This is a genomic window from Thiobacillus sp., from assembly GCA_024235835.1.
Taxonomy (GTDB): domain Bacteria; phylum Pseudomonadota; class Gammaproteobacteria; order Burkholderiales; family Thiobacillaceae; genus PFJX01.
Genome location: JACKLQ010000001.1, coordinates 1,091,230 through 1,117,032 on the forward strand (window position 1 = coordinate 1,091,230; position 25,803 = coordinate 1,117,032).

27 protein-coding genes are annotated in these 25,803 nt (G+C 65.8%); 5 read left to right on the forward strand and 22 right to left on the reverse strand.

Going from position 1 to position 25,803, the window contains the following annotated elements; all coding sequences use genetic code 11:
• Positions 1-13: 13 nt before the first annotated feature.
• The 21 genes from H6935_05255 to H6935_05355 form a co-directional block, all read right to left on the reverse strand.
• The gene (locus H6935_05255) at positions 14-253 is read right to left on the reverse strand and encodes a ferrous iron transport protein A (GenBank protein MCP5277756.1); all 240 of its coding nucleotides are present in this window, start codon (positions 251-253) and stop codon (positions 14-16) included.
• A 133-nt stretch (positions 254-386) separates the two neighbouring features.
• Positions 387-629 carry a ferrous iron transport protein A gene (locus H6935_05260; GenBank protein ID MCP5277757.1) on the reverse strand — a complete coding sequence of 81 codons (243 nt, stop codon included), beginning with the start codon at positions 627-629 and terminating at the stop codon, positions 387-389.
• Positions 630-636: 7 nt separating this feature from the next.
• Positions 637-1,017, reverse strand: a complete 381-nt coding sequence (locus tag H6935_05265) for a heavy-metal-associated domain-containing protein (protein ID MCP5277758.1) — start codon at positions 1,015-1,017, stop codon at positions 637-639.
• Between the two features lie 13 nt (positions 1,018-1,030).
• A complete protein-coding gene (locus H6935_05270; GenBank protein ID MCP5277759.1) occupies positions 1,031-3,196 on the reverse strand; it encodes a heavy metal translocating P-type ATPase in 2,166 nt (721 codons plus the stop codon).
• A gap of 3 nt (positions 3,197-3,199) precedes the next feature.
• A complete protein-coding gene (locus H6935_05275; protein MCP5277760.1) occupies positions 3,200-3,376 on the reverse strand; it encodes a hypothetical protein in 177 nt (58 codons plus the stop codon).
• Positions 3,373-3,771 (reverse strand): hypothetical protein, encoded by a 399-nt coding sequence (locus H6935_05280; protein MCP5277761.1) that lies wholly within the window; start codon positions 3,769-3,771, stop codon positions 3,373-3,375. The genes H6935_05275 and H6935_05280 overlap by 4 nt, the downstream gene beginning before the upstream one ends.
• Positions 3,772-3,783: 12 nt before the next feature.
• Complete coding sequence (locus H6935_05285; GenBank protein MCP5277762.1) at positions 3,784-4,119, reverse strand: hypothetical protein; 336 nt, start codon at positions 4,117-4,119, stop codon at positions 3,784-3,786.
• Between the two features lie 25 nt (positions 4,120-4,144).
• On the reverse strand, positions 4,145-4,513 hold the full coding sequence (gene mamC / locus H6935_05290; GenBank protein MCP5277763.1) for a magnetosome protein MamC: 369 nt from the start codon (positions 4,511-4,513) through the stop codon (positions 4,145-4,147).
• A complete protein-coding gene (locus H6935_05295; GenBank protein ID MCP5277764.1) occupies positions 4,506-5,051 on the reverse strand; it encodes a YtxH domain-containing protein in 546 nt (181 codons plus the stop codon). The genes mamC and H6935_05295 overlap by 8 nt, the downstream gene beginning before the upstream one ends.
• Before the next feature lie 3 nt (positions 5,052-5,054).
• On the reverse strand, positions 5,055-5,414 hold the full coding sequence (locus tag H6935_05300) for a heavy-metal-associated domain-containing protein (protein ID MCP5277765.1): 360 nt from the start codon (positions 5,412-5,414) through the stop codon (positions 5,055-5,057).
• 382 nt (positions 5,415-5,796) lie between these two features.
• Positions 5,797-7,362 carry an alkyl hydroperoxide reductase subunit F gene (gene ahpF / locus H6935_05305; GenBank protein ID MCP5277766.1) on the reverse strand — a complete coding sequence of 522 codons (1,566 nt, stop codon included), beginning with the start codon at positions 7,360-7,362 and terminating at the stop codon, positions 5,797-5,799.
• 151 nt (positions 7,363-7,513) lie between these two features.
• Entirely contained in the window at positions 7,514-8,080 is a 567-nt protein-coding gene (ahpC, locus tag H6935_05310; protein ID MCP5277767.1) for a peroxiredoxin, read from the reverse strand.
• A gap of 174 nt (positions 8,081-8,254) precedes the next feature.
• Positions 8,255-9,457, reverse strand: coding sequence for a DUF1513 domain-containing protein (locus tag H6935_05315; protein MCP5277768.1), 1,203 nt, complete (start codon positions 9,455-9,457; stop codon positions 8,255-8,257).
• Between the two features lie 2 nt (positions 9,458-9,459).
• A complete protein-coding gene (locus H6935_05320) occupies positions 9,460-10,452 on the reverse strand; it encodes an imelysin family protein (GenBank protein MCP5277769.1) in 993 nt (330 codons plus the stop codon).
• Positions 10,449-11,849, reverse strand: a complete 1,401-nt coding sequence (locus H6935_05325) for a thiol oxidoreductase (protein ID MCP5277770.1) — start codon at positions 11,847-11,849, stop codon at positions 10,449-10,451. Before H6935_05325 ends, H6935_05320 begins: the two co-directional genes overlap by 4 nt.
• Positions 11,850-12,006: 157 nt before the next feature.
• Positions 12,007-13,161 carry an iron-regulated protein gene (locus H6935_05330; GenBank protein MCP5277771.1) on the reverse strand — a complete coding sequence of 385 codons (1,155 nt, stop codon included), beginning with the start codon at positions 13,159-13,161 and terminating at the stop codon, positions 12,007-12,009.
• A 29-nt stretch (positions 13,162-13,190) separates the two neighbouring features.
• Positions 13,191-13,349, reverse strand: a complete 159-nt coding sequence (locus H6935_05335; protein MCP5277772.1) for a hemin uptake protein HemP — start codon at positions 13,347-13,349, stop codon at positions 13,191-13,193.
• The gene (locus H6935_05340; GenBank protein ID MCP5277773.1) at positions 13,346-14,692 is read right to left on the reverse strand and encodes a DUF2325 domain-containing protein; all 1,347 of its coding nucleotides are present in this window, start codon (positions 14,690-14,692) and stop codon (positions 13,346-13,348) included. Before H6935_05340 ends, H6935_05335 begins: the two co-directional genes overlap by 4 nt.
• On the reverse strand, positions 14,685-14,888 hold the full coding sequence (locus H6935_05345; protein MCP5277774.1) for a hypothetical protein: 204 nt from the start codon (positions 14,886-14,888) through the stop codon (positions 14,685-14,687). Before H6935_05345 ends, H6935_05340 begins: the two co-directional genes overlap by 8 nt.
• 40 nt (positions 14,889-14,928) lie before the next feature.
• Positions 14,929-16,311, reverse strand: coding sequence for a carbohydrate porin (locus H6935_05350; GenBank protein MCP5277775.1), 1,383 nt, complete (start codon positions 16,309-16,311; stop codon positions 14,929-14,931).
• A 92-nt stretch (positions 16,312-16,403) separates the two neighbouring features.
• Positions 16,404-16,580 carry a hemin uptake protein HemP gene (locus tag H6935_05355; protein MCP5277776.1) on the reverse strand — a complete coding sequence of 59 codons (177 nt, stop codon included), beginning with the start codon at positions 16,578-16,580 and terminating at the stop codon, positions 16,404-16,406.
• Between the two features lie 110 nt (positions 16,581-16,690).
• Between H6935_05355 and H6935_05360 the strand changes: the two genes are divergently transcribed.
• Genes H6935_05360 through H6935_05370 form a run of 3 tightly spaced genes read left to right on the forward strand, consistent with a single transcriptional unit; the run spans position 16,691 to position 20,534 of the window.
• A complete protein-coding gene (locus H6935_05360) occupies positions 16,691-17,695 on the forward strand; it encodes a Fe(3+) ABC transporter substrate-binding protein (protein ID MCP5277777.1) in 1,005 nt (334 codons plus the stop codon).
• Positions 17,696-17,753: 58 nt separating this feature from the next.
• On the forward strand, positions 17,754-19,397 hold the full coding sequence (locus tag H6935_05365) for an iron ABC transporter permease (GenBank protein ID MCP5277778.1): 1,644 nt from the start codon (positions 17,754-17,756) through the stop codon (positions 19,395-19,397).
• 30 nt (positions 19,398-19,427) lie between these two features.
• Positions 19,428-20,534, forward strand: coding sequence for an ABC transporter ATP-binding protein (locus tag H6935_05370; GenBank protein MCP5277779.1), 1,107 nt, complete (start codon positions 19,428-19,430; stop codon positions 20,532-20,534).
• 147 nt (positions 20,535-20,681) lie between these two features.
• On the opposite strand, the gene H6935_05375 is transcribed toward H6935_05370, so the two are convergent.
• A complete protein-coding gene (locus tag H6935_05375) occupies positions 20,682-20,867 on the reverse strand; it encodes a hypothetical protein (GenBank protein MCP5277780.1) in 186 nt (61 codons plus the stop codon).
• Between the two features lie 1,079 nt (positions 20,868-21,946).
• Here H6935_05375 and H6935_05380 point away from each other — a divergent pair.
• Positions 21,947-24,850, forward strand: coding sequence for a ribonucleoside-diphosphate reductase subunit alpha (locus H6935_05380; GenBank protein MCP5277781.1), 2,904 nt, complete (start codon positions 21,947-21,949; stop codon positions 24,848-24,850).
• A 13-nt stretch (positions 24,851-24,863) separates the two neighbouring features.
• Positions 24,864-25,772: an HDOD domain-containing protein gene (locus H6935_05385; GenBank protein MCP5277782.1), complete on the forward strand. Its 909-nt coding sequence runs from the start codon at positions 24,864-24,866 to the stop codon at positions 25,770-25,772.
• Positions 25,773-25,803: the final 31 nt, after the last annotated feature.

The window sequence follows — 25,803 nt, forward strand, 5'->3', positions numbered from 1 at the left end:
AACTTCGTTTTCATCACAGTTTCTCCACTGAGAGAGATGCCGCCTCGTCGCGGCGCACGGACAGGGCGAAGCCCCGCACCCGGATCTCCACGGGATCGCCCATGGGGGCCACCCGGGTCACGGAAAGCTCGGCGCCGGGGGTCAGGCCCATGGACAGCAGCTTGCGGCGATAGGGATTGGTGCCGCTGCCGCTGCCTTCCAGAAAACCGGCCACCTTGGCACGGTCACCCACTTGCAGGTCCTTGAGGGTCATGTCCTTGCTCCACGGAAAAAGTGGTCTTGAGGAGTAGCCCGGAGGAGGCGAAGCCGAGTCCGGGATAGCGGACTGTGCATCCCCGGACTCGCTGTGCTTCTCCGGGCTACGGGAAATCGTTCGCCCGAGGCATTCATGTATCCGCTTTCTCCACCATGATCTTGTGGGCCATGCCGCCGCCCAGGGCGAAGCGGGTCTCGCCCCGGGACACCACCACGCCGCCGCCCTGGCGCTGGCGTACGGTGAGTTCACTGCCCACGTTGAGGCCCATTTCGGTCATGCGCATGTCCAGCCCCGCCCCGCCCCGCAGGGCCACCACGCGCACGCGGTCGCCCTCGTCGGCCATGCTGAGGGGAAAGTGGGACGGGCCGGACATGGCGGTCTCAGATCAGGGCGCCGATGAGGCGGGTGGCGGTGCGCTGGGCCAGAACCCCCACCAGGGCCTTGCCGAACACACCGGCCACGCTTTCCTTGGCCACCGTGGAACGGGAAGCTCCATGGGCCGCGCTGGCGGCGTGGACATCGGCGACATGAAGGCAGCCCGCCTTTTCCAGAGTGGACAGCAGGTCGGCCTGGGTATGCAGGTCCGTGTCGTAATGCACGGTGAGGCTGCCGGCGTGGCCGTTGAGCTGCACCAGCTCAACGCCTTTCATGGCCTGGAGGGCGGCCACCGCCTTGCGGGCTCGTTCGCCATGGCACTTGAAGTGGTGGCCCTTGATGCGCAGGCGGCCAGGGGTGTGATGGATGTATTTGATGGCTGTCATGGTGTCACTCCTCTCAGTTCAAACGCTGGGATGGGGCGGGCTTGGCCTCCCCTGTTGGAATCCGTGGTTCGGGCACCGTCTTGGGCCCCGCGCCCGCCAGTGCCCGCAGCAACACACCGATGGTGGTGCCGTTGTGCAGCACGGCGCTCATGACGGGGGAGAGCCAGCCCATGACGGCGCCGGCCAGTACGGCGGTGTTCACGCCCACCGCCACGTTGAAATTGCTCTTGATGAGGGCCATGGTGCTGGCGGCAATCTCCCGGGCATCGGCCACGGCGGTGAGGCGGTCGTCCATGAGCACGATGTCGGCGGTGGCGCGGGCGATGTCCGCGCCCCGGGGCATGGCGATGCCCACCTCCGCCACGGACAGGGCCGGACCATCGTTGATGCCGTCCCCCACGAAGGCCACCTTGCGGCCCTGGGCCTGGAGGGCTTTGATGATTTCCGCCTTCTCCTCCGGCGCCACCTCGGCGTGGACCGCGTCCAGGCCCAGCTCCGCTGCCAGGGCTTCAGCCTTGGCCCGCTTGTCGCCGGTGATCATCACCAGACGGGTGATGCCCTGGGCACGCAGCCGCTTGAGGGCGTAGGCGGCGTCGGCCCGCTGGGTATCCCGCAATGCGACAACCCCAATCGGTCCGCCTTTCTTCCGGCCTTGGGCGGATGCGCCCACATAGAGCAGGGTCTTGCCCTCCTCCTGGAGCCGGTCGATGACGGTCTCGTGCCTGGCGAAGGAGATACCGTGGTGCTCCTCCAGGAAATGGCGGCTGCCGATGATGACTTTCTTGCCCTCCACATCGGTGGAGAGGCCGTGGGCCACCAGATAGTCCACCTCGCCATGGGTGATGTGCTTCAGGTCCCGCTCCTTGGCCGCCTCGACGATGGCCTGGGCCAGGGGGTGGCTGGCGTGTTCCTCCACGGAGGCCACCAGGGCCAGCAGGGCGTCCTCCGACAGATGTTTAGTGCCCAGGGCCACCACGTCGGTGACCACCAGCTCGCTATGGGTCAGGGTGCCGGTCTTGTCGAACACCACCGTATCCACCTCGGCCAGATGCTCGATGGCGCCGCCGCCGCGCATGAGCACGCCGTGGGTGGCGGCCCGGTACATGCCGGACTTGAAGGCCATGGGCGTGCCCAGCTTGAGGGCGCAGGAATAGTCCACCAGGAACACGGATTCCAGCCGGGTCAGGTCCCGGGTCAGGGCGTAGACCAGGCCGCCGGTGACCAGGGTGAACCACACCCGTTTGTCCGCCAGTTCCTCGGCCATGCGCTGGGTGTCTGAACGGCTAGCCAGGGAGGACTGGATGAAGGTGGCCACCCGGGCGGTGGTGGTCTCGGACCCCACCCGCTGGGCCTCCACGCGGATACGGCCCTCCTCCACCGTGCTGCCGGCCACCACCCGCTGCCGCTGCTCCCGGCGCACGGGCACGTCCTCGCCGGTGACCGCGGCCTGGTTGATCAGGGCCACGCCCTCCACCACGCGGCCGTCCACGGGCACGGTCTCGCCCACGCCCACCACGACGATCTCGCCTACTTGCACCTCATCGCCGGGCACCTGTACCAGTTCGCCGTCCCTCTCCACCCAGGCCGGGGCCGGCTCGGGATTCAGCAACCTACGCAGCAGCTTGTCCGACTTGCGCTGGGTCTGGTGCTCCAGGAACTCCCCCAGGGCCAGCAGGAAGGCGGTGATGTTGGCGGTGTAGACCTCGCCCTTGAGGGTGGACAGGCCCACTGCCAGGGCGTCCAGCACTTCCATCTTGATGCCATGGGTGGCCAGGGTGCCGGCCCCTTCCAGCAGGATGGGGGAGACGTTGGCCAGGGTCAGCAGCCGGGCCAGGGAGGGTTGCAGGAAGGGCACGGCCGCCAGGGTGGCGGCGCTGGTGACCATGGGCGCCACCTCGGCGGCGATGCTGGGCTCCGCCCCGGTGGCAGGGGCCTGGTCGGGGCGATAAGTGGCCAGGCGCGCGAGCACGTCGTCCCGGCCCAGGCGCTGGGGATCGAAGGCCACCACCACGGAGGCCGCCTTGGGGTTGATGCGCACATCCTTCACCCCCGGCTGGGATTCCAGCCAGGACTCCAGCCAGGCCGGCTTGCACCCCCGCTGAGCCAGGGCAGGCAGGCGCACCCGCAGACGCGAAGGGGTTTCATGCAGGACGACGGGCGTGCGGGCGGTGTCGTTCATGATTCAGTCAGTCTGGTTACGGGGGGAGTTAGGCCGGTGTGCCTTGCCCAGACCCAGCACCCTCCCCGCCAGATATATCAGCGCGGCCCCGGCCAACAGCCCCACCAGCCAGCGGTCCGGCTTGGCCGCATGCTGCTCGTGGTCGTCGTCGTGGTGGTGGTGCGATCCCGGGCTGATCACTCGGCGGACTCCGCACGGATCTCCGCCTCGGCGTCATGGAAGCGCTCCTTCATTTCCTCCACGCCGCCCTGCAGCAGGCTCCAGGCCTTCACCGCGCCCTTGATGGCGGTGCGCTGCACATTCTCGTTGGTGAGCAGATAGGCAGCGGCGGCGCCGATGAGCAGGCCCTTGAGGAAGCGGTCGTTGGCGAAGCCCAGCAGGCTGCTGCTCTGCCGCGGGTAGTGGGTCGCGTACATGGGATAGCCCATGCCCTGGGCATATCCACCCTGGACTTGCATGCCCTGGTGATAGGCGCCCTGGCCCATGCCGGCGCCCTGCTGCATGGCGTTGGTGGTGTTCAGCATGGCGGCCTGCTGGGGATACTGGGGATAGGCGTGCATATTGTGTTGATCCATTTTTCGCTCCAATCAGGATTCGGTGGTTTCGGAGGGGGTGGCGGTCTTGGCGGCCGGTTTCGCGCGGGCGCGGCTGGGACGCTTGGCGGCCCTGGCCTTTGCCGCGGCCTTGACGGCCGCCGCCGGGGTGGCCTTCGCCTTGGCCGGCTGGGCCCGGCGGGCCGGGGCACGCTTCGCCACCGCCGGCTTGGACGTTGCCTTGGCCACTTCGGCCTTGGCCGGCGCCGTCAGGGCCGGGGCGCCGGCCTGGGCTTCCGCCTTCCTGCCCTTGAAGAACCTGACGGCCAGCAGCACCGCCGCCGCGCCGATGATCAAACCGCCGATGCCTTCCATGATGTTCTTCCTCACGCCGTGATGATGTTGATGTCCGGAGTCATACATCGCCGCCTCCCTTGCCTTCCGTCCAGCGGCTGAGGCCGTAGAGCATGGCCGCGCCCACGCCAAACATGAGGGACAGGCGCAGCACGCCCTCCTTGGCCACCGCGTTGGCCGCCGCCCCCGCCACGGCCGTGGCCGCCGCGCTGGCGATGGCCGTGCGGCCGGTGGAAACCAGGGCCTCGCCCAGCTTGATCTCGTCCCGCTTCATGCGCGCCGCGTTGTGGGCGGCGGCGGCGGAACCACCCACCACCGCCCCCACCAGGGCCATGTTCACCAAGGTCTCGCAGGTGCAAGACTCGGCCTCACCCGAGGCGGGCAGATAGGCGCCGGTGTACACATGGGGTACCAGGTAGTGGTCACTCATCGCCCTTCTCCTTTGCCTCGTGCACCTTCTGCTTCACCTTGTCCACGCCTTCCTTGACCTTCTCGACGCCCTCTTCCACCGCGTCGCGGCCCTTCACCGCACCCCGAAACAGGGCCTTCTGCACACTTTCGTTGGTCAGCAGCAATACCGCCGCCGCGCCCACCAGGGCGCCCTTCCAGAAGTCTTTGTCGTCGAAATCCAGCATCTTGGTCAGGCTGGACAGGCCGTTGCCGCCGTTGGCAATCTCCTGCATCACCTGGGCCATGCCCTGGCCCTGGCCTGCTTGGGGGCCCGCCATCTGGCCCATGCCGGGTGGGTAGCCCATCATGGGGTGGGGTGCGTAGCCGTAAGGCATCCAGTAAGGCATGCCCCCCTGGGGCGGAAACTGGGCCTGGTGCATGCCCTGTTGTTCCATGCCACCTTGGCCCATGCCGCTCTGGCCCATGCCGCCTTGGCCCATGCCGCCTTGGCCCATCTCACCCTGGCCCGCGCCACCCATGCCTTGGCTTCCGTGTCCGGACATCCCTTGTTCGCTCATCGCTTACTCCTTTTCATCGAGGGTGTATCGCAACAACTGGCCATTGCGCGCCAGCCACTGATTCAATAGGTCTCCCGCCGCCTCGGTATCGCCGCGCACCAGGGTTTCCCAGCTGTCCGGATGGATTTGTTTGGCGTCGTACTCGATCACCACCGAGGCCACGGCCATGTTGACGCGCACGTCGCTGATACCTTCCAGGTGGTTGAGCGCTTGCCTGAACAGGCTGTCCTCCACCTTCTTGGCGATACCCCAGAGGGCCGGGCCTATACGCAGCCGGATGCGGCCTGGCAGGTGGTGCACGATGGAAAGGTGGCGGCGCATGCCCAGCAGGGAGGCCACATCCAGATCGAAGGCGTCGGTCATTGGCCGGCCCCTCGGACAAGGCCCGGACAGCCCGCGTCGATAGGGCGGTGCCGGGAAGAAAGGCGATAAGGGAAGGAATGGCCAGCCAACATCAACAAATCCAGTAATCAACGGTATCCGTCTGGCTTGCTGGCTCGCCCGGCGGGCGTGGCTGGCTGGCTCCATGTTTCGCCAAGGCACCGGGCCTTCAGCGAAATCAGCAAGTCACCCGATAGGCCCGGGCGACTTGTTGAGAATAATTATCAACACCATGAACGCATCTGTCAATTGCGGATTTGCAGATCGACAAAGTTACGCACTTCCAGCGGCATGAGGAGATGGACTGGCCCAAATAAAAAGCCCCTCCATGCCATGGAGGGGCTGAGTAACAGGCGAAGTTGGCTTACATGGCCGGAGCTGAACTGCGGATCAGATGATCGAAGGCCGACAGGCTGGCCTTGGCACCCTCCCCCATGGCGATGATGATCTGCTTGTAGGGCACAGTGGTGCAGTCGCCGGCGGCGAACACGCCAGGCACGCTGGTCTGGCCCTTCGCATCCACCTCGATCTCGCCGAAGCGGGAGAGATTCACGGTGCCCTTCAGCCAGTCCGTATTGGGCAGCAGACCGATCTGCACGAACACCCCTTCCAGGGCGATGTGCTGGCTCTGGCCGGTGGTGCGGTCCGTGTAGGTCAAACCGTTTACCTTGCCGTCGGCGCCCGTCACTTCCGTGGTCTGGGCGCTCTTGATCACCGTGGCATTGGGCAGGCTGTGGAGCTTGTCCTGGAGCACCGCGTCAGCCCGCAGGGTGTCGCCGAATTCCAGCAGAGTAACGTGGCCGACGATGCCCGCCAGGTCGATGGCCGCTTCCACGCCGGAATTGCCGCCGCCCACCACCGCCACGTGCTTGCCCTTGAACAGGGGGCCGTCGCAGTGGGGACAGTAGGCCACACCCTTGCCGCGATATTCCTGCTCCCCGGGCACGTTCAGCTCGCGCCAGCGGGCACCCGTGGACAGGATCAGGGCCTTGGCCTTGAGCACCGCGCCGTTGGCCAGGCGGATTTCATGGAAGCCGCCCGCCTCCCCGGGTATCAATGCCTCGGCCTTTTGCAGGTTCATGATGTCCACGTCGTATTCCTTCACGTGCTCCTCCAGGGCGCGGCCCAGATGGGGGCCGTCGGTGTGGGGCACGGAGATGAGGTTCTCGATGGCCAGGGTGTCCATCACCTGGCCGCCGAAGCGTTCCGCCACCACCCCGGTGCGGATGCCCTTGCGGGCCGCATACACCGCCGCCGCCGCGCCGGCCGGGCCGCCGCCCACCACCAGCACGTCGAAGGGGGCCTGCTCCGCCAGCCTGGCGGCATCCCGCTCGGCGGCGCCGGTATCGAGGCGGGCGACGATCTCCTCCACGGTCATGCGGCCGTTGTCGAACAGTTCGCCGTTCAGGTAGACGCTGGGCACGGCCATGATCTGGCGCGCGTTCACCTCGTCCTGGAACAGGGCGCCGTCGATCATGACGTTCTGGATATTGGGGTTCAGGGCCGCCATGGCGTTGAGGGCCTGCACCACGTCCGGGCAGTTGTGGCAGGACAGGGAGATATAGGTCTCGAAGCGCAACGGGCCCTTCAGGGAACGGATGGCCTCCGTCGTGGCGGCGTCGATCTTGGGCGCATAGCCGCTGGCTTGCAGCAGGGCAAGGATCAGGGACGTGAACTCATGGCCCATGGGCAGGCCGGCGAAGCGGATGCGGCCAGGCTCTCCCACCTTGCCGATGGCGAAGGAAGGCCGGCGGGCGTCGTTGCCGTTTTCCAGCAGGAACACCTTGTCGGACAGGCTGGTCACGTCTTCCAGCAAGCCGCGCATCTCCGCGGACTTGGGGCTGTCGTCCAGGGAAGCCACCAGTTCGATGGGGGCCACGAGCTTTTCAAGATAGGCCTTGAGTTGGGCCTTGATGTTGGCGTCCAGCATGGTGTTTCTCCTGATTCAGTGGGCAATACGAAGCCGTCGCCTGGTGATGAAGGCTTTGTGTTGCGCGCTGGGGGGTGTTCGTCATCCCCGCGCAGGCGGGGATCCAGGCCTATCCTGGGCTCCCGCCTGCGCGGGAGCGACGATCAGGGCGTCAGATCTTGCCCACCAGGTCCAGGGACGGGGCCAGGGTGGCGGAGCCTTCCTTCCACTTGGCCGGGCAGACCTCGTTCGGGTGGGCGGCGGTGTACTGGGCGGCCTTCAGCTTGCGCAGGGTCTCCGACACATCACGGGCGATCTCGTTGGAATGCACTTCCATGGTCTTGATGATGCCCTCGGGGTTGATGATGAAGGTGCCGCGCAGGGCCAGGCCCTCCTCGGGGATATGCACGCCGAAGGCATTGGTCAGGGCGTGGGTGGGGTCGCCCACCAAGGGGAAGCGGGCCTTGCCCACGGCGGGGGAGGTCTCGTGCCACACCTTGTGGGAGAAGTGGGTATCGGTGGTGACGATGTACACCTCGGCGCCGGCCTTCTCGAACTCGGCGTAGTTGTCTGCGGCATCCTCGATTTCGGTGGGGCAGTTGAAGGTAAAGGCGGCCGGCATGAAGATCAGGACAGACCACTTGCCATGCAGGCTCTTCTCGGTGACTTCCACGAACTTGCCGTTGTGGAAGGCCTGGGCGGTGAAGGGTTGAACTTGGGTATTGATCAGGGATTGCATCAGGTTTCTCCTAAGAAGTTGGTTGTTGCAAGGGGTTGGAAGGCATGCGATGGGATGAATCCTATCGACGTCACATTGTTTTATCTAATTGAATGATGCTATTCGGTAGATAGCTATTGACTATCGAATGAATAAGCCAAGCCATCCCGCCCCCTATTTAAGGAACAGGGCGCCTCAAATGGCGATCCAGTGGTTGTCCAGGCGGATGCCATTCAACTCGCCGGTACCGGCAGGTGTCGCATCCGGGGCCAGGGACAGCAGCCGGCCCCGGCCTCCGGCCCAGAGCTGGCCGTGGGCGCTGACAATGGGACAGGCTTCTTCCAGGCTCACCAGGGTACGGAAGCCGCTTGCCCCAAACACCGCCACGCCCTGGCTGCGGGGGCAGCCCACGGCGAAGCCATCGCCCAAAGGCGCGATGGAACCCCCATAGCCAGCGAGAGGAACGGGGGCCTCCAAGGCACCCAGGACCTGCCCGTCGAACAGGGCCAGGACGGGGGCCTGGGACTTAGCCACCGCGTCGTCGTGCTCCGCCTGGAGGGCAATGCCCAGCAGGGGTTTCCCACGGCGGCCGTTCCAGGCCATATGCCGCAGCGAAAGCCGGGGGTCATCCAGGCGCCATTGGCCCAGCAGTTCCCCCGTGGCGGCATCCATGCGGGCGATGAAGGAATCCATGCGGTGCAGGTCCCGCTTCAACCTGCCCGTTTCCGGCAGGGTGGGCACGCCGCCGTTGGCCACGATCAAGCTGCCGGGCCTGGTGGCGTCCCAGACCAGCATGTGGGGGTCCATGCCGTGGGTGGGCCATTCGTCGCGCTTCTCCAGGGTGGCGGCATCTCGCACGCCGATGAGGCCCATGCCGGTGTCCAGGTCCAGCTCGGTGGTCAGGACCGTGCGGCCGTCGCCACTGGCCTGCAGGTGGCCGGCAAAGGCGCGGCGCGGCTCGATCCAGCGCCAGGCCAGCGCCCGACCCTCCCGGTTCCAGCGCAGCAGCCAGTCCCCCGGCCGGCGGGCCACGGCCAGCAGGGTGCCGGCGGGTTCCGCCAGCAGGCCATGGGCCCGGGTGGGAATGTCCAGGACGGAACGGATGGCCAGGCCCTCCGCATACTCCAACACACCAAGCTGATAGCCATTTCCTGCCTGCCAGGTGGCCGCCAGCCGGACGGCAGCACCGGATTCCCGGCTTGCGGCGGCGGCCCAGGCGGGGGCACCCACCAGGGCCGCCATGGTGGCCAGGAAAGCGCGGCGGTCGAAACGCCTCTCTCCCGGTGAGTGGGGTTGGGAGGTATTGCCGGTCTCATCCCGTTTGGCGAGGCCACTCGAATCCCCTTTGCCCTCCTTTTGCAAAGGGGACTGGGCGATGGCCAGCTTCGTGGGGTCCATGTTCAGTCTCCGTCGGAGTCGGAAAAGCCGATGCTGACCCCCAGGGCGGGAGCCACCTCGTTCTCCACCAGCCCCTTGAGAGCAGCCAGGTCCTTGGCCGTGGCCAGGATGCGGGTCTTGTCGGCGGGATCCAGGCCAGCCATGCCGGCATCCGCCCTGGCCACGGCCCCGGCCAGGTTTTCGGCCAGCCGGCCCTGGCCTAGGTCCCGCAGCAGCGCGGCCAGGGAGCCGGCGCCCCCACCCACGGCCAGGGTATGCAGCAGGTCCCACTGGGCCGCCCAGGTGGTGGCGACCACGCCGCTGGCCCCGCGCGGGTATACCGGCACCGCGTCGGGGCCGGCCGTGCCCGCCACCCGCACAGGCATTTCCATGTGGGTCCAGCGCAGGCGCTCCAGTCCGCCCACCCACTGGTTCACCAGCTCGCCCAGGGCGACCTGGGCTGCCTGGTCCTTCAGGGTGCGGCTGGCGGCCAGTTTGTATGCCTGCTCGAGCATGTGGGCCTCCACGCCTATCTCCTTCGCCACCCGCACGGCGTAGGCACAGGCCGGCGTGGCGGGCTGGACAGGCTGGGTCCACAGCAGCCACTCCAGGGCAGGGAAGCCCTTGGCCGGGGTGCCGATGAGTTCCATGTCCCGCGCGCTGGCGGGCGCGGACTGGATGGCTTTTAGGATCAGGCGGGGACGGGTGGGGTGGAAGTCGATGCGCCGCGCCACGCGCTGCTCCAGCACGGGGCCGATGGCCACGGCGGAAAGGCGTTCCCAGCGGATCACTGCCTTGTGCCAGATGGAGCGGGGTCCAGCCAGGCCCGCATCGCCGGCGGACCCGGCGCAATAGGCCTCCAGGGACGCCGCCAATTGATCGCCGTTGGTGGCCAGGGCCGTGGCCCGCTGCACCATGGCATCCCGGTACATGGCCTGGAGTGTGCCGGCGACATCCGCAAGGGCTCCGGTCGAGAAAAGGGCCAGCGACAAATACAGGGCAGTACGCAGCATCATAGGGACTCCACGAATTTCACCAGGGCATCCCGCTCGGGCCTGCTCATCCGCAGCACCCGCGCACGGCTATCCTCCGCCTCGCCCCCATGCCACAGGATAGCCTCCAGCACGCCGTCGGCCCGGCCGTCATGGAGCAGCCGGGCATGGCCATTGACGTCCTTGATGAGGCCAACGCCCCACAAAGGAGGCGTTTTCCATTGGCGGCCCGTGGCCTGGCCGTCGGGGCGGCCATCCGCCAGATTCTCGCCCATGTCGTGCAGCAGCAGGTCCGTGTAGGGCCAGATGCGCTGGCCATTCAGGGCCGGGCTGCTGAACTGGGGCGTAGGGGAAGCCGTGGTCACGTAGCTTGGACGGTGACAGGTGCCGCACTGGGCCTGGGTGAACAGGTTCTGGCCCTGACGCACCTGAGGGTCATTGGGCTTGCGCCGGGCGGCCGGGGCCAGGGTGGCCTGATAGAACACCACGTCCCCCAGGGTCTTGTCATCTATCTCGGGCGTTTTCCCCTGGCTGCCCCGGGGTGCGGCCAGGCAGTCCTGCTGGGCAACGGTGCAGGCCTCGTCCGGAAACACACTGGAAGTGATACCGATGTCGCCGTTGAAGGCGCCGGCGGTCTGGTGGGCGATGGTGGCCACGTTGGCCTTCCAGCCGAAGCGGCCCAGCATCATCCGGCCTGCGGGGGCGTCCCACACCCGGTTGGGCATACCCTTGACGGGTCCCTGAGTGGCGGTCTGCTCCCGGGCGTTGGCCAGGATGTCGTCTTCGGCGATGGCCTCCAGCAAGCCCACGCCGATGATCTGGGGGGCCACCCGGGGGCTCACCATGACCCCCTTGGCCATGGGACCGTAGCCCAGGCCGGTGAAGGCATAGCGGGGTTGCTTCAGGGTGTAGGGCGTGCCGTCGGCGAAGCGGCCCCGCACCTCGGCGTGGGAGATGACCACCTTGCCCTCCGGCTTCACCCGCTGCACGGCGGCGTTGTTGAACTGGTCACCGTAGGTGGGTTCGGGGACGATGCCGCCGTGGACACCCACCCCGGGAATGGACAGGCGCAGCAGCAGGGAGACGGGCTGCTCCCCCGGCTTGGGTGGCTCGCCCCGTCCGTCGTTCACGTGGCAGCCACCGCAGGAGCGGGCGATGAAGTGGGGTCCCAGTCCGTCCCGGGCCCGGGTGGAGGACGGGGCTTCCACCCAGTTGCGCTTGAAGAAGGAGTTGCCGATGACGAAGCGGGTGCGCTCCTCGTCCGTCAGGTTGGCGGCGGGAAAGGAAAAGGCGTTGCGTCCGGTGGCGTAGACGGTGGTGTCGCCGCCGGCCTCCTCGCCCTCGGGGTCGGCCACGGGGGCGGCGGCAAGGCCGCTGGCGGCGAGCAGCAGGGCGAAGGCTGGGGGAATGCGGGTTTTCATGAGGCTTGCTTCCGGTTGGCTTGCATGTGGCTGGGGGTTGTCACCCCTCTCCCTCGGGGGGAGAGGGGCAGGGGGAGAGGGTGGGGCCACACCTGAATTTGATTCACACCTCACCCCCACCCTGCCCTACACCCTCCAGGGGGGATGGATTTCACGGTCAGGGCTGCACCAGGGTGAGTTTGGTGATGCCCACCGCGTTGGCGGCGGCCACCAGGTCCTTGCTCTGCTGCACCAGGCTGTTGACGGTGGCCTGGACCCGCAGGCGGCCGGGGGCATCCTTGCCGCCCACGATCTCCCGGTCGAAGGGGGCCTGGATGGCCCGGGCACTGGCCACGGACTGGGCGATCTGCCTGCTGGTCCTCTCCGCCAGCGCCGCGTCCTTGGCCGCCACCAGGTCCTTCAATGACGGTCCCCGCAGAACGCTGCCGTCGGCGCGCTTGTAGCGGCCCAGCCAGACGTTCTCGATGCCGGTGGCGTTGAGCACGGCGTCGCGATGGGTGTTGTCGGAGAAGCAGGAATGCTCGTCCTCCTGGTCCTGGCTGTTCAGGGCCACTTCCAGGCGCTCTCCCGCCAGCTCACCCCTGGACAAGGAACCCAGGGACACGAACATCTTGCGCAGGGATTCCTGCCCCCCCTCCACAAAGCGGGCGCGGTAATTGAGCTTGCTGCCGGCACGCCAGGCCTTGGTGAGCGTGGTCAGATCGTCGATAAGCAACTCGGTGACCACCTTCAGGTATTGGCGGCGGCGGTCGGCGTTGGGGGCCTTGCCATCCACGAAGTCGGTATAGGAGCGGTTTCCGGGACCGTTGTCGTTCAAATCCTGGCCCCACAGCAGGAACTCGATGGCGTGGTAACCGGTGGCCACGTTTTCCTCGCCGCCCCGCTCGTTCTGGCCGGACAGGGACTCCCTGGTGATGGCGAAGCTCCGGTCGTTGATGAGGCCCGCATTGGGATTGCCCTCCACGCCGTCCACGAAGGATTCGTCCATGGGCCAGGCGTTGATGCGGCCTTCCGGACCACTTTCGTCGTCGATGGGGCCGCCGTAGAAACGAAAGGCCTCGGTCTGGCCATAGAACTCCCGGGCCGACCGCCAGGCCTGCCGGGCCGCCTGCTGGGTCCCGGCGGAGGGGTTGGACAGGAACGCGTCAATGGCCTGTTGCAGGGCCCGGGCGCTGTTCAGGGCATCCTCGTAGTTGGCGTGCACCATGCTGGCGTAGTGGTCCAGCACGGGGGCCACGTTCATTTCGGCGGCGACAGCAGGCTGGAGGGATAGCGTGGCGGAAACGGCAAGGGCGATGATGAGCTTCTGCATGGTTATACCTTGTTGGAAATGAATGGATATCAGGCTGTGAGGATCAACTTGCCGGCGCTGGTGATGCGCAGCCAGTACTCCCGCCCCTCGTGGACGATGAGCACCACCTTGCCGCCCTGGAACAGGTCGCGGCTCTGGTAAACCGGCGTCGGCTTGTCTTTTTCCGGGGATTTCTTCTGGGCGTTCATGATTGAGTCTTTATGTCTGCACGGCCCTCGGCCAGGCGGGCCAGGGCGGCGGCGAAACCCGCCACCCCGGAGCTCCTGGCCAGCACGCAGGGTTTTCCGGATTGCTTGCAATGCTTCTTCAACTGGTAATAGGCCAGGTGTCCCACGCAGTCCGTGGGACAGATCACCGCGTCGGAGGCGTTGAGCAACTCGGGCAGCCGGGCCAGGGCTTGTTCCCTGCCGCCGTCGTGATGGATCAGGCGAATCCCCAGGCGCTCAGCCAGGAGGCGATACTGGGGCAGCAGAGGGGTGCGGCCGCCCACGCAGAGCACGCAGCGGCCCTGGAGTCGCCGGTCGCACTGCTCGCAGGCGCCGGAGCAGGACACATCCTCGGACTTGTCCTCTCCCCCCCATAGCCGCTCCAGGGCGTCCCGCTCGGCAGTGGCTTCCTCCAGTTCCCGGGCAAGCCGCACCTTTTCCGCCCGCAACTGGCCCACCTTCTGTTCCAGGACCTTGAGCCGAACCTCCAGTTCCGTGGCACGGGCCGCCTGGGACTCCGCCAGGACCAGGCGACGTCCCATGGCCACCATGGCCTCGCCGGACTCGAGGACATCCAGGCGCTGGCGCAAGGACTGGGCCTCTTCGCTCCGCACCTGCAACTCGCCGCGCAAGTCCCTCAATTCCCTGTTCAGCCCCTGGTTGACACAGGCAACTTCCGCCTCGGATTCCTTCAATGCGGCATGGGCAGCCTGGAGCACGGCATGTTCCATTTGCAGGCTATCCAGGCGCCTCAGGTCTGCCGCCTGGCCCGCCCCCACCTGATGGGACAGCATGTGCACGTCGGAATAGACCGTGTTGCGGGTCTCCTTGCTGGCGGCCTTGTGGGTGAGCGCCGCCCACATGGGGCCGGCCACCTCGCCCCGTTCCAGATGCAACTTCCACAGGGAAAGGACATCGGCGTCGCCACGCAGGCGGTTGAAGCGGGCCACGTCCAGGCTGAACTTGCGCTCCAGCAACTTGTGCATGGCCTCGGAAGTGTCGTTTCGGGAACAGGAGATGGACACCGCCTCCACGTGCAGGCGATAGGGTTCGAAGCCCTTGCCCGCGAAGCCCCCCCTGCGGGCGATCTTCTTCAGTTCCTCCAGGGCCAGGCAGGTGCCGATCACGGGGCAATGGTGTTTTTCCTCCAGTTCCCAGAGCCTTGGACGCCGCTGCATGGTCGCGCCCTTGTTCCCGCCGGGATCAGTTTCCAGGGGGTGTGCATCATCCCCGCCATCTTTCATGGAGACTTCCGGCAGGGAAATCACCCCGGCCCGGGCCATCAACCCCGCCAGGACACCACTGTTTTCGCAACGGTCACACATGCCTGCCTCCCAGGCCGGCTTCCAGCTTCTCGCTCATCCGGCCGCACAGCACACGGGTGCCGCTATCCACGTCGGATCGCTCCGAGAGCACGTCCAGAAGACGGGATGCCTGGTGGGCAGCCTTTGCGCAGCCGGTGAGGGCATGGCGCATGAGATGGTCCAGGGCGCCGGCCAAGAGAGCGTTGTTGCTGTCCATGATGACCTCCGGTGTATAAGTTGAAAGGACGGGAAAAATTTCAGTAGGAAGCCTTGGCGCGCAGACCCCAGACGGTCACGTTGCTGGCGCCCGTCGCGCCACCGGGCTCCCGGATCCACTGCAGGCTCGGCGAGACCTGGATCTGGTCGTTGACCTGCAGGGCGTAATACAGCTCGATGGGTTTCTCCGCCCCGGTCTGACCGGAAACGTTGCTGGCCTCGAGCCAGCCGGCTGCCACGCCGATGCGATCGTTCTCCCGTCCCCAAAGTCCACCGTCGAACTGGGCGCCCAGGGTATAGGCGCGATCGAACAGCACATTGCCCTGGGTGGAGAAGCCAAGCCGGCTGAACAGGGTGACGTGCTCCGCCACCTGCTGATCCAGGGAGATGCCCCAGCCGGTATGCCGTTCCAGCGTCGTGCCGGTCAGGGCCACGTCATAGGCGCGACCATTGGTCCAGCCATACAGGCGGTAGGCGCCTTCCATGCCGCCGAAGGTCTTGCCCGCATACTCCACCTGGCCGATGACCAGGGGGTTCTTGAAGCTGTCGGTGTAGTTGGAACCGCCCAGGCCAGCGCCATCGCCGCCGGCGGCGAACACCCCCAGGGCCGCCGTGACGTTGTTGCCACCATTGATGTCGCTAACGTAGCCGACGCGAAAGCCGGGGCTGGCACCGTGGTCGCCGGGCGTGACATCGCCGCCTGCGTCCAGCAGGGGGTTGTGGATGAAGGCCAGGTTGAGGAACTGCTCGGACTCGTCATCGGCGATGTTGTTGCCGTCGAAGAAGCCGAAGGGATCGATCTTGCCGATGGTTAACTCCAACTGGCCCAATTCACCGCTTGTTCCACCCACGGGAACATCCAGCTGGTACCAGGCCTGCATCAGCACCGGCTGGGGAGTGTTGCCAAAGGCAATGGAGTTGGCCGGCGCGAAAGGAGCAGGGGCCAGGGCTCCCAAAGGTACGTCCACGCCGTCGCCATCGCCGGCGCGAAAGTGTGCGAACAAACGGCCCTCGGCTTCGCCGATGGACCCCATGGGCAGTTCCACCTCGATATCGGCACGGGCGTTCAACTCCTCCGCGCTCACCCCGCCCCCCCTGGCCCGCTGGGCGACCATGGTGAGGCTGGCTCCGGCGCTAAGGCCTTCGAATCGATGCAGGGAATCCGGTTTCTTGCTCAGGGCCACAACTTCGTTCTCCAGGTCCTCCACCCGGGCCTTCAGGGTCCCCTCACTGGCGCCTGGCGCGGCTTCGACCAGACGAAGCTCCAGTTCGGCGTTGCGGGCCTCCAGCTTGCCCAGACGTTCCTGCATGTCTTGCAGGAGTTGGGCAATATCGGCGGAAACCGGCTCGGCCATTGCCGGCATGGCGGCCAGCGCCGCGACCAGGAGCAGGGCGCGCAGACAAGACGCGGGGGTACGACACATGGACTTCTCCTATCAGTAACTCATCAGTCATTGCTGGCTGGCTACTGGGGCGGAAAAGCCCGTTGGCTGGCTGTGGGGTGATTCGTCCCGGCCTATTTGGTCAGGATCAGCTTTCCGTTCCGGGTGAGACGCAGTTCGTAACGCTCGCCCCGGTGTTCGATCACGACAGACCTGGCTTCACCCAACAGTTCCAGGGCGCAGATGGCCGCGGGGGCTCGTGGCGGCGCATCGGTCTGGTCTGGGCTCTTCCTGGCTTCGGTCGTGTTCATGGGAAACCATCATAATGAGAACAATTCTCGTATGCAATAGCTATTGCGAATTATTCTCATCTTTGGTGTAATGTCACCGCATCTTCTTCAACACAACCCTGGAGTTCGATATGCGCAAGTTCCTGTTGGCCGCCCTGGCCATGCTGGCCGCCGCCACCGGCGTCTCTGCCACCGAGGTGGTGGTCTATTCCGCCCGCAACGAGCAGCTCATCAAGCCCCTCTTCGATGCCTACACCAGGGAAACCGGGGTGAAGGTGAAGTTCATCACCGACAAGGAAGGCCCTCTCATGGCCCGCCTGAAGGCCGAGGGCAGGAACACCCCCGCAGACGTGTTCCTCACCGTGGACGCCGGCAACCTGTGGCAGGCATCGGAGGAAGGCCTGCTGCGGCCGGTGAACTCCAAGGTGCTGGGCGCCAACATCCCCGCCCACCTGCGGGACCCGGACAATGAATGGTTCGGCCTGTCCGTGCGGGCCCGCACCCTGGTGTACAACACCAACAGGGTGAAGCCGGGCGAGCTGACCTCCTACGAGGACCTGGCCAAGCCCCAGTGGAAAGGACGTCTGTGCCTGCGCACTTCCAAGAAGGTCTACAACCAGTCCCTAGTGGCCATGATGATCTGGGAATACGGCGAGGAAAAATCCGAGAACATGGTCAAGGGGTGGGTGAAGAACCTGGCCGCCGACCCCTTCCCCGACGACACCAAGGCCATGGAGGCCGTGGCAGCCGGCCTGTGTGACGTGACCGTGGTGAACACCTATTACTTTGGGCGCCTCATGGAGAAGAAACCCGCCCTGCCCCTGGCCATCTTCTGGCCCAACCAGCAGTTGAAGGCCGCCAATGCCGGCGTGCACGTGAACGTCTCCGGTGCCGGCGTCACCAAATACGCCAAGCATCCCGCCGATGCCGTCAGGCTGCTGGAATGGCTGTCCTCCGACAAGGCCCAGAACCTGTATGCCGACGTGAACATGGAATACCCCGCCAATGCCAAGGTGAAGCCCGACCCCAAGGTGGCCGCCTGGGGCAGCTTCAAACCCAACCTCATCAACGTGGCCGAGGCCGGCAAGCTACAGGCCAAGGCGGTCATGCTCATGGACCGGGCCGGCTACAAGTAACATAGCCATGTCCACAACAAGGTCGGCGATGGTGGAAACACCACCGCCGACAGTTTCCATGTCCGAAGGCATCCCTGTCGCGCCAGTAGCGGGCGCATCGCTTGCTGGCCTCCGTACCGGCCCCTGGCTGGTGGTGCTGCCCATTGCCCTCATCACCGCCATACCCGTACTGGTGGTGCTGTCGGCCCTGGCGGACCCGGACCAGGAAATCTGGAACCACCTGTGGCAATTCGTGCTGCCGGAACTGCTGGGGAACACCTTCTGGCTGGTACTGGGCGTGGGTCTGGGCGTCACCCTGCTGGGGGTCTCCCTGGCCTGGCTCACCGCCGCCTGTCACTACCCCGGACGCAGGTTCTTCAGCTGGGCCCTGCTGCTGCCCATGGCCCTGCCCGCCTACGTCACCGCCTTCGTCTGGCTGGGACTGTTCGACTTCAGCGGCCCCCTGGCCACCTGGCTGCGGGACGAGTTCGGCATCATGAGGCCGCCTCCCATCCGTTCACGGGGCGGGGTCATCCTGGTCATGACCCTGGCCCTCTACCCCTACGTGTACCTCACCGCCCGGGCCGCCTTCCAGGGCCAGGGCCGGCGCCTCATGGAGGCCGCCCAGTCCCTGGGCCTTTCCCGCTTCCAGGCCTTCTGGCGGGTGGCCCTGCCCATGGCCCGGCCAGGTATCATGGCCGGGCTGCTCCTTGCCATCATGGAGACCCTGGCGGATTTCGGCACCGTGTCGGTGTTCAACTACAACACCTTCACCACCGCCATCTACAAGGCCTGGTTTTCCCTCTTCTCCCTGCCCGCCGCCTCCCAGCTTGCCTCCATCCTCATCTTCTTCGTGTTCGTGGTGGCCCTGCTGGAATACCAGCTGCGGGCGAATAGGAGCTACGCCGCCTCCACCCGGGCCTCCGCCACCCCCAGCCGCATCCGGCTGAAGGGCTGGCACGCCGCCCTGGCCACGGCCTGGTCATCCCTGGTGTTCGGCCTGGCCTTTGCCCTGCCCGTATGGCAGATCGTGGACTGGGCCAGCGGCATCTGGGCCCGGGACCTGGATGAACGCTACCTGGAGTTCGCCTGGCATTCCCTGCTGCTGGCCGGCCTGGGAGCCCTGCTGGTGGGGGCCCTGGCCCTCACCCTGGGCTACGCCCAGCGGCTGCACCCCACCAGTGCCATGCGCATCACCGCCCGTCTCTCCACCCTGGGCTATGCCCTGCCCGGCGCGGTGCTGGCCGTGGGCATCTTCATCCCCGTGGCCTGGCTGGACAACCAGTTCATCGACACCTTCGGCCTGGACGGCCAGGTGCTGGGGGGCACCCTGGCGGTGGTGCTGCTGGCCTACTGCGCCCGCTTCCTGGCGGTGAGCTTCGGCCCCGTGGAATCGGGCCTGGGCCGCATCTCCCGCTCCGTGGACGAGGCTGCCCAGTCCCTGGGGGTGGTGGGTGCCAAACGCCTGTGGCGCATCCACCTGCCCATGCTGCGGGTTTCGGTGCTCACCGCCGCGGCCCTCACCTTCGTGGACATCATGAAGGAACTGCCCATCACCCTCATGACCCGGCCCTTCGGCTGGGACACCCTTGCGGTGCGGGTATTCGAGATGACTTCAGAGGGGGAATGGGAGCGGGCCGCCCTGCCCGCCGCCGCCATCGCCCTGGTGGGGCTGCTGCCCGTCATGTTCCTCATCAGGAATACCGAACATGCAAACCACTGACCCACGTAGTTACTGATTCGGAATCCGAACATGCTCATTCTTGAAAACGTCGCCCAGGCCTACGGCAAGAAGCAGGTCCTGAAGAACATCGCCCTCCGCCTCAAGCCGGGCGAGATCGGCTGCCTGCTGGGGCCCTCCGGCTGCGGCAAGACCACGGCCCTGCGCCTGGTGGCGGGCTTCGAGACCCTGCAATCCGGCCGCATCCTGGTGGGCGGCGAGGAAGTGGCGGGGCCCGGCAAATCGAGGCCGCCGGAGCAACGCCAACTTGGCCTGGTGTTCCAGGACTACGCCCTGTTTCCCCACCTCACGGTGGAGGCCAACATCGGCTTCGGCCTGGGCAGGTTGCCCCGGGCAGAGCGGGACCAGCGGGTGGGAGAGATGCTGCGCCTGGTGGGACTGACCCGGGAGGCCCGCCAGTACCCCCATCAGCTTTCTGGCGGCCAGCAGCAGCGGGTTGCCCTGGCCCGGGCCCTGGCGCCCAAACCCCGTCTCCTGCTGCTGGACGAGCCCTTCTCCAACCTGGACGTGGACCTGCGGGAAAAGCTCTCCATCGAGGTGCGGGACATCCTCAAGCACGAGGGCATCACCGCCCTGCTGGTGACCCACGACCAGCACGAGGCCTTCGCCATGGCGGACAAGGTGGGGGTCATGAACGAAGGCTTGATCCAGCAATGGGGCTTGCCCTACGACCTTTACCACAGGCCGCGCAACCGCTTCGTGGCCGACTTCATCGGCCAGGGCGTGCTGCTTCCAGGCATCGTCATGAGCGCCCACCAGGTCAAGGTGGAACTGGGCCTGCTCCAGGGCGTGGACGCGGCGGAATGCGAAGGCGCCAGTTGCCTGGGCTTCGGCATCGGCGCCGACGTTGAAGTGCTCATCCGCCCCGACGACATCCTCCATGATGACGCCAGCCCCCTCCAGGCCGAGGTGGAACGCCGGGCCTTCCGGGGAGCGGAGTTCCTCTACACCCTGCGCCTGCCCAGCGGCGCCCGGATACTGACCCAGGTGCCCTCCCACCACGATCACGCCATTGGCGAAAAAATAGGCATCCGCCTGGACGTGGACCACGTGGTGGCCTTCAGGAAGTCCCCGGAGGAGAGGACGAGGCCCCAGGCTAGCGATCCGGGCCAGCGGTAAAGCCCTGCCCCCTGTCACGTGCTTACTTTCCATTTGATGGGTGGAAGATAGGGTAATGAGCCCCCCCTGCAATTCATTCGCATCGGGTCGATCAAACCATGGGACGCTTGCCGCGCCCGGTGCCCTGGCCTGCGGGTTTGGCGGCCCTCAATCCTCGTCACTGCCATGGAGAAGAAGGAGCTCCGAGCACCCCTTGGCGCTCGGGAAGCTCTTCTCCCGGTGGTCGCAGGTCAGGGCCAGCCGCAAGCGGCCATCCGTGAACTCGATGTCTGTATTGAAGAACAGGCAGGCAGCGCACTCTTGCGAAATCTCGTCCATGGTCAGTTTGGTCATGCTGATCTCCGGGTGAGGTGGCAAGACATCCAGCTGGACAACGGCCGTTGAAAGCATAGGGTATCTGGTGCCATCGCTTGATGACCGTTGTGCGACAACCACACTCATCGCGCCAAGGGGCGCCAACGCTTGGTGAAGTCCCTTCCAGCCCTCCCCGATTCATGGGGTGTGGTCACCCATCAAGCCCTCTCCTAGGAGTCAACCCAGGCCTGAATCAGCATTTACTTATTCACACTTGGGGGCTTGACACGCCCACGACATGGGAGCAGTCATCCGCGCCGCAGCGTTCGTCGCAACATATTGTTTTAATTGAATAAATTCTGTGCATATTTTTTGGGCTGAAGCGCTAAGCCCCCGATTAATAAGCTTTTTTGACAGCTTCGAGCGGATCTGCGCACAGACTTATCCACAGTTCTGGTGGACAACCCGTGAAGTCGCTGTGGCAAGAATCGATTCAGGCGCTTTGCTGAGAAACAGCCTTAACACCATGCGCTATCTGGGACATGGATGCTTGCCCCGGAACCAGGAAGCGCAGCCAGCCGATCCACCTCCAGCCAACGGCATGGGAAAGCAGGGTCAGGATCGATGAGGATGATGGATCACGTTCCCCTCGGTCGAGCAGCCATGGAACGAGACATCCCCCAAGCGGAGACGCTCCGCATGACATGGGACGCGGCATTGTTCCTGGAAGGTCCCCATCCACACCCCGGGCCACTTCGCCCGGGAAGCAAATGGCCTTCCACCCACAAACCCAACCCGTTATCCACCGGGGGCCCCCACTTCAAAACCTGTGGATAAGTCAGCCTGACAGGACACGATGCCCCATTCATCAAGGGCACGGAGCAACCCCGTTCTGTCGACAACCCTGTGGACATCCTGTGCGGAAACTGTGCACAAAAAAACCGGTTGACGGCTGAGTCTCGGACACTAGAATTAGCGCACAACATGGGTGGCAGACACTACATTTAGCGTTTGCTAATAAACCACCGGATGCCCGGGATTTTCCGGCATTCAACTATCCAGGAGACGCACCGATGCAGATTCCCGCCGAGATTCAGCCCGCAAACCCCGCTGTTTCCATGCCTGACATCAACGATTCCAACATGGTCGGACTGGGCACTTCTCCCCAGGCTGACGCCGCTCCCGACCTCTCCGGCCACAAGCTTATCCGCCGCAACGGCGCGGTGGTCAACTTCGAGCCCAACAAGATCGCGGTGGCCCTGTCCAAGGCCTTCATCGCCGTCCATGGCGGCCAGGCCGCAGGCTCCGCCCGCATCCGCGAGACAGTGGAGGCCCTGACACGCAACGTGGTGGACAGCCTGCTGCGCCGCAAGCCGGCCGGCGGCACCTGCCACATCGAGGACGTCCAGGACCAGGTGGAACTGGCCCTCATGCGCTCCGGCGAACACGAAGTTGCCCGGGCCTATGTGCTTTACCGGGAGCGCCGGGCCGAAGAGCGCTCCAAGCTGAAGCAGCAGCAGGCCCAGGACAACGCCCTGTTCTGCACCGAGGACGGCGTGCGCAAGCCCCTGGACCTGGAAGCCCTGGCCGCCCTGATCACCGCCGCCTGCGAGGGCCTGCCGGAGACCAGCGCCCAGCCCATCCTCCAGGCCACCGTGCGGGACATCTACGACGGGGTGCCCATGGAAGAGGTGCGCAAGTCCCTCATCCTCTCCGCCCGCTCCCTCATCGAGAAGGACCCGGACTACACCTACGTCACCGCCCGCCTGCTGCTCAACTCCATCCGCAAGGAAGTGCTGGGCGAGGAAGTGACCCAGGCGGACATGACCACCCGCTACGCCGAGTACTTCACCCAGTTCATCAAGGAAGGCGTGGAAGCCGAGCTGCTGGACGAGAAGCTGCTCCAGTTCGACCTGCCCCGCCTGGCCGCCGTTCTGGACGCCAGCCGCGACAACCAGTTCCAGTACCTGGGCCTGCAGACCCTGTACGACCGCTACTTCCTGCACATCTCCGAGCGCCGCATCGAGCTGCCCCAGGCCTTCTTCATGCGCGTGGCCATGGGCCTGTCCCTGAACGAGATCAACCGGGAAGAGCGGGCCATCGAGTTCTACAACGTGCTGTCCAGCTTCGACTACATGAGCAGCACCCCCACCCTGTTCAACTCGGGCACCCGCCACAGCCAGTTGTCCTCCTGCTACCTCACCACCATCCCCGACGACCTGGACGGCATCTACCAGGGCATCAAGGAAAACGCCCTGCTGCAGAAATACGCCGGCGGCATCGGCAACGACTGGACCCGCGTCCGCTCCCTGGGTGCCTACATCAAGGGCACCAACGGCAAGTCCCAGGGCGTGGTCCCCTTCCTGAAGGTGGCCAACGACACCGCCGTGGCCGTGAACCAGGGCGGCAAGCGCAAGGGCGCCGTGTGCGCCTTCCTGGAAACCTGGCACATGGACATCGAGGAGTTCCTCGAGCTGCGCAAGAACACCGGCGACGACCGCCGCCGCACCCACGACATGAACACCGCCAACTGGGTGCCGGACCTGTTCATGAAGCGGGTTATGGCCAACCCCGCAACGGACAACGCCGAGTGGACCCTGTTCTCCCCCTCCGACTGCCCCGACCTGCACGATAAATTCGGCAAGGACTTCGAGGCCGCCTACCTGGCCTATGAAGAGAAAGCCGCCCGGGGCGACATCAAGGTGTTCAAGAAGACCAGCGCCCTGGGCCTGTGGCGCAAGATGCTGTCCATGCTGTTCGAAACCGGGCACCCCTGGATCACCTTCAAGGATGCCTGCAACGTGCGCTACACCAACCAGCACGTGGGCGTGGTCCATTCCAGCAACCTCTGCACCGAGATCACCCTGCACACCAACGACAACGAGATCGCCGTGTGCAACCTGGGCTCCGTCAACCTGGTGAACCATCTGAAGGATGGCGGCCTGGACATGGAGAAGCTGTCCCGCACCGTGCACACCGCCATGCGCATGCTGGACAACGTCATCGACATCAACTTCTACAACGTGGGCAAGGCCCGCAACTCCAACCTCAAGCACCGCCCCGTGGGCATGGGCATCATGGGCTTCCAGGACGCCCTGCACAAACTGCGCATCCCCTACGCCAGTGCCAACGCCGTGGAGTTCGCAGACCGGGCCATGGAAGCCGTGGCCTACAACGCCTACTGGGCTTCCACCGATCTGGCCGAGGAGCGGGGTCGCTACTCCAGCTTCAACGGCTCCCTGTGGAGCAAGGGCATCCTGCCCCAGGACTCCCTCAAGCTGCTGGCCGAAGAGCGCGGCGGCTACGTGGAAGCGGACCTCACCGAGCGCCTGGACTGGGCCGCCCTGCGCTCGCGCATCATGAGCGTGGGCATGCGCAACTCCAACTGCCTGGCCATCGCCCCCACGGCCACCATCGCCAACATCGTCGGCGTGTCCGCCTCCATCGAGCCCACTTACCAGAACCTGTTCGTCAAATCCAACCTGTCTGGCGAGTTCACCGTGGTCAACCAGTATCTGGTGCGGGACCTGAAGGCCATGAACCTGTGGGACGAAGTCATGTTGGGCGACATCAAGTACTTCGACGGCTCCCTGGCCAGGATCGACCGGGTCCCCACCGAGCTGCGCAGCCTCTACGCCACCGCCTTCGAGATCGACCCCGTGTGGCTCATCGAGGCCGGCGCCCGCCGCCAGAAGTGGATCGACCAGGCCCAGAGCCTGAACCTCTACTTCCACGGCGCCAGCGGCAAGAAGCTGGACGAGACCTACAAGCTGGCCTGGCTGAGGGGTCTGAAGACCACCTACTACCTGCGCGCCCTGGGCGCCACCTCGGCGGAGAAATCCACCGGCAAGGGCGGCGAGCTCAATGCCGTATCCGCCAACGGCGGCGGCGGCAGCTTTGCCACCAACATGACCGGCAGCGCGGCGGCCAGGCAGGCCCTGCCCGAGCCGGAAGTGGTGGGCAAGGCCTGCACCCTGCGCCCCGGCGACCCCGGCTTCGAGGAATGCGAGGCCTGCCAGTAAGGGACCAGCCATCATGACGCTGGTCGAGTCGCCCACCGCCAAGCCGGCCACCACCCCCGCATCCCTGGCTCAGGAGGTGCACAGCCTCTTCAGCCTGCCCGACCTGGTATTCCGGGCCTGCAAGGTGATGGACACCTCCACCGCCACCGCCCAGGACCTGGTGGAGGTGGTCCAGCTGGATGCCAACCTGGTGGCCACCGTGCTGCGCCTGGCCAATTCGGCCATGTACGGCCAGCGTGGCCGGGTGGACACCCTGACCCGGGCCGTCGCCCTCATTGGCCACCGGGCCCTGCGGGACCTGGTGCTGGCGGCGTCGGCAGTAAAGGTGTTTCGCGACATCCCTCCGGAGTTCGTGGACATGGACACCTTCTGGGACAACAGCACCACCTGTGCCGTTTTCGCCCGGCTGGCTGCGAGCTACCTGCGGATGAAGGACGGGGACAGCCTGTTCCTCGCCGGCCTGCTGCACGGCGTCGGACGCCTGGTGTTCTACGTGCGCCGGCCGGCGGAATACCGCGAGGTGCTGCGCCTGGCCCAGGCGGATGGACTGGACCTGGTGGAAGGCGAACGACGGGTGTTCGGCTTCAGCCACGCCGAAGTGGGCGCGGCCCTGCTCGAATCCTGGGGCTTGCCTGAAAAGCTGCACCAGTCGGTTCGCCACCAGCTTGCCCCGGATGCCACACCCGATTTCGTCCGGGAAGTCGCCGTCATCCACCTGGCCGCCATCCAGGCCGCCCAGCTGGCCCCCTGCCTGAAGACCGACATGGAGCCCGAACCCTTCACCCCCGACGCCCAAGCAGCCAACAGCATGAAGCTGCTGGGCCTCAGCCGCGCAACCCTTGAAGAAATCCGCCTGGAAACCCTGGCCTCCGGCCTGGAGGTCCTGGAGATCATCCATCCCGGCACCAGCATCATTTTCTGAACAGACACACAACACGAAGGAGACCACCCCC

Excerpts from the sequence above, each read along its gene's own strand:
- H6935_05255 (MCP5277756.1), bottom strand. The coding sequence starts at position 253 with ATGACCCTCAAGGACCTGCAAGTGGGTGACCGTGCCAAGGTGGCCGGT.
- H6935_05260 (MCP5277757.1), bottom strand. The coding sequence starts at position 629 with ATGTCCGGCCCGTCCCACTTTCCCCTCAGCATGGCCGACGAGGGCGAC.
- H6935_05265 (MCP5277758.1), bottom strand. The coding sequence starts at position 1,017 with ATGACAGCCATCAAATACATCCATCACACCCCTGGCCGCCTGCGCATC.
- H6935_05270 (MCP5277759.1), bottom strand. The coding sequence starts at position 3,196 with ATGAACGACACCGCCCGCACGCCCGTCGTCCTGCATGAAACCCCTTCG.
- H6935_05280 (MCP5277761.1), bottom strand. The coding sequence starts at position 3,771 with ATGGATCAACACAATATGCACGCCTATCCCCAGTATCCCCAGCAGGCC.
- mamC (MCP5277763.1), bottom strand. The coding sequence starts at position 4,513 with ATGAGTGACCACTACCTGGTACCCCATGTGTACACCGGCGCCTATCTG.
- H6935_05295 (MCP5277764.1), bottom strand. The coding sequence starts at position 5,051 with ATGAGCGAACAAGGGATGTCCGGACACGGAAGCCAAGGCATGGGTGGC.
- H6935_05300 (MCP5277765.1), bottom strand. The coding sequence starts at position 5,414 with ATGACCGACGCCTTCGATCTGGATGTGGCCTCCCTGCTGGGCATGCGC.
- ahpF (MCP5277766.1), bottom strand. The coding sequence starts at position 7,362 with ATGCTGGACGCCAACATCAAGGCCCAACTCAAGGCCTATCTTGAAAAG.
- ahpC (MCP5277767.1), bottom strand. The coding sequence starts at position 8,080 with ATGCAATCCCTGATCAATACCCAAGTTCAACCCTTCACCGCCCAGGCC.
- H6935_05315 (MCP5277768.1), bottom strand. The coding sequence starts at position 9,457 with ATGGACCCCACGAAGCTGGCCATCGCCCAGTCCCCTTTGCAAAAGGAG.
- H6935_05320 (MCP5277769.1), bottom strand. The coding sequence starts at position 10,452 with ATGATGCTGCGTACTGCCCTGTATTTGTCGCTGGCCCTTTTCTCGACC.
- H6935_05325 (MCP5277770.1), bottom strand. The coding sequence starts at position 11,849 with ATGAAAACCCGCATTCCCCCAGCCTTCGCCCTGCTGCTCGCCGCCAGC.
- H6935_05330 (MCP5277771.1), bottom strand. The coding sequence starts at position 13,161 with ATGCAGAAGCTCATCATCGCCCTTGCCGTTTCCGCCACGCTATCCCTC.
- H6935_05335 (MCP5277772.1), bottom strand. The coding sequence starts at position 13,349 with ATGAACGCCCAGAAGAAATCCCCGGAAAAAGACAAGCCGACGCCGGTT.
- H6935_05340 (MCP5277773.1), bottom strand. The coding sequence starts at position 14,692 with ATGTGTGACCGTTGCGAAAACAGTGGTGTCCTGGCGGGGTTGATGGCC.
- H6935_05345 (MCP5277774.1), bottom strand. The coding sequence starts at position 14,888 with ATGGACAGCAACAACGCTCTCTTGGCCGGCGCCCTGGACCATCTCATG.
- H6935_05350 (MCP5277775.1), bottom strand. The coding sequence starts at position 16,311 with ATGTGTCGTACCCCCGCGTCTTGTCTGCGCGCCCTGCTCCTGGTCGCG.
- H6935_05355 (MCP5277776.1), bottom strand. The coding sequence starts at position 16,580 with ATGAACACGACCGAAGCCAGGAAGAGCCCAGACCAGACCGATGCGCCG.
- H6935_05360 (MCP5277777.1), top strand. The coding sequence starts at position 16,691 with ATGCGCAAGTTCCTGTTGGCCGCCCTGGCCATGCTGGCCGCCGCCACC.
- H6935_05365 (MCP5277778.1), top strand. The coding sequence starts at position 17,754 with ATGTCCGAAGGCATCCCTGTCGCGCCAGTAGCGGGCGCATCGCTTGCT.
- H6935_05370 (MCP5277779.1), top strand. The coding sequence starts at position 19,428 with ATGCTCATTCTTGAAAACGTCGCCCAGGCCTACGGCAAGAAGCAGGTC.
- H6935_05375 (MCP5277780.1), bottom strand. The coding sequence starts at position 20,867 with ATGACCAAACTGACCATGGACGAGATTTCGCAAGAGTGCGCTGCCTGC.
- H6935_05380 (MCP5277781.1), top strand. The coding sequence starts at position 21,947 with ATGCCTGACATCAACGATTCCAACATGGTCGGACTGGGCACTTCTCCC.
- H6935_05385 (MCP5277782.1), top strand. The coding sequence starts at position 24,864 with ATGACGCTGGTCGAGTCGCCCACCGCCAAGCCGGCCACCACCCCCGCA.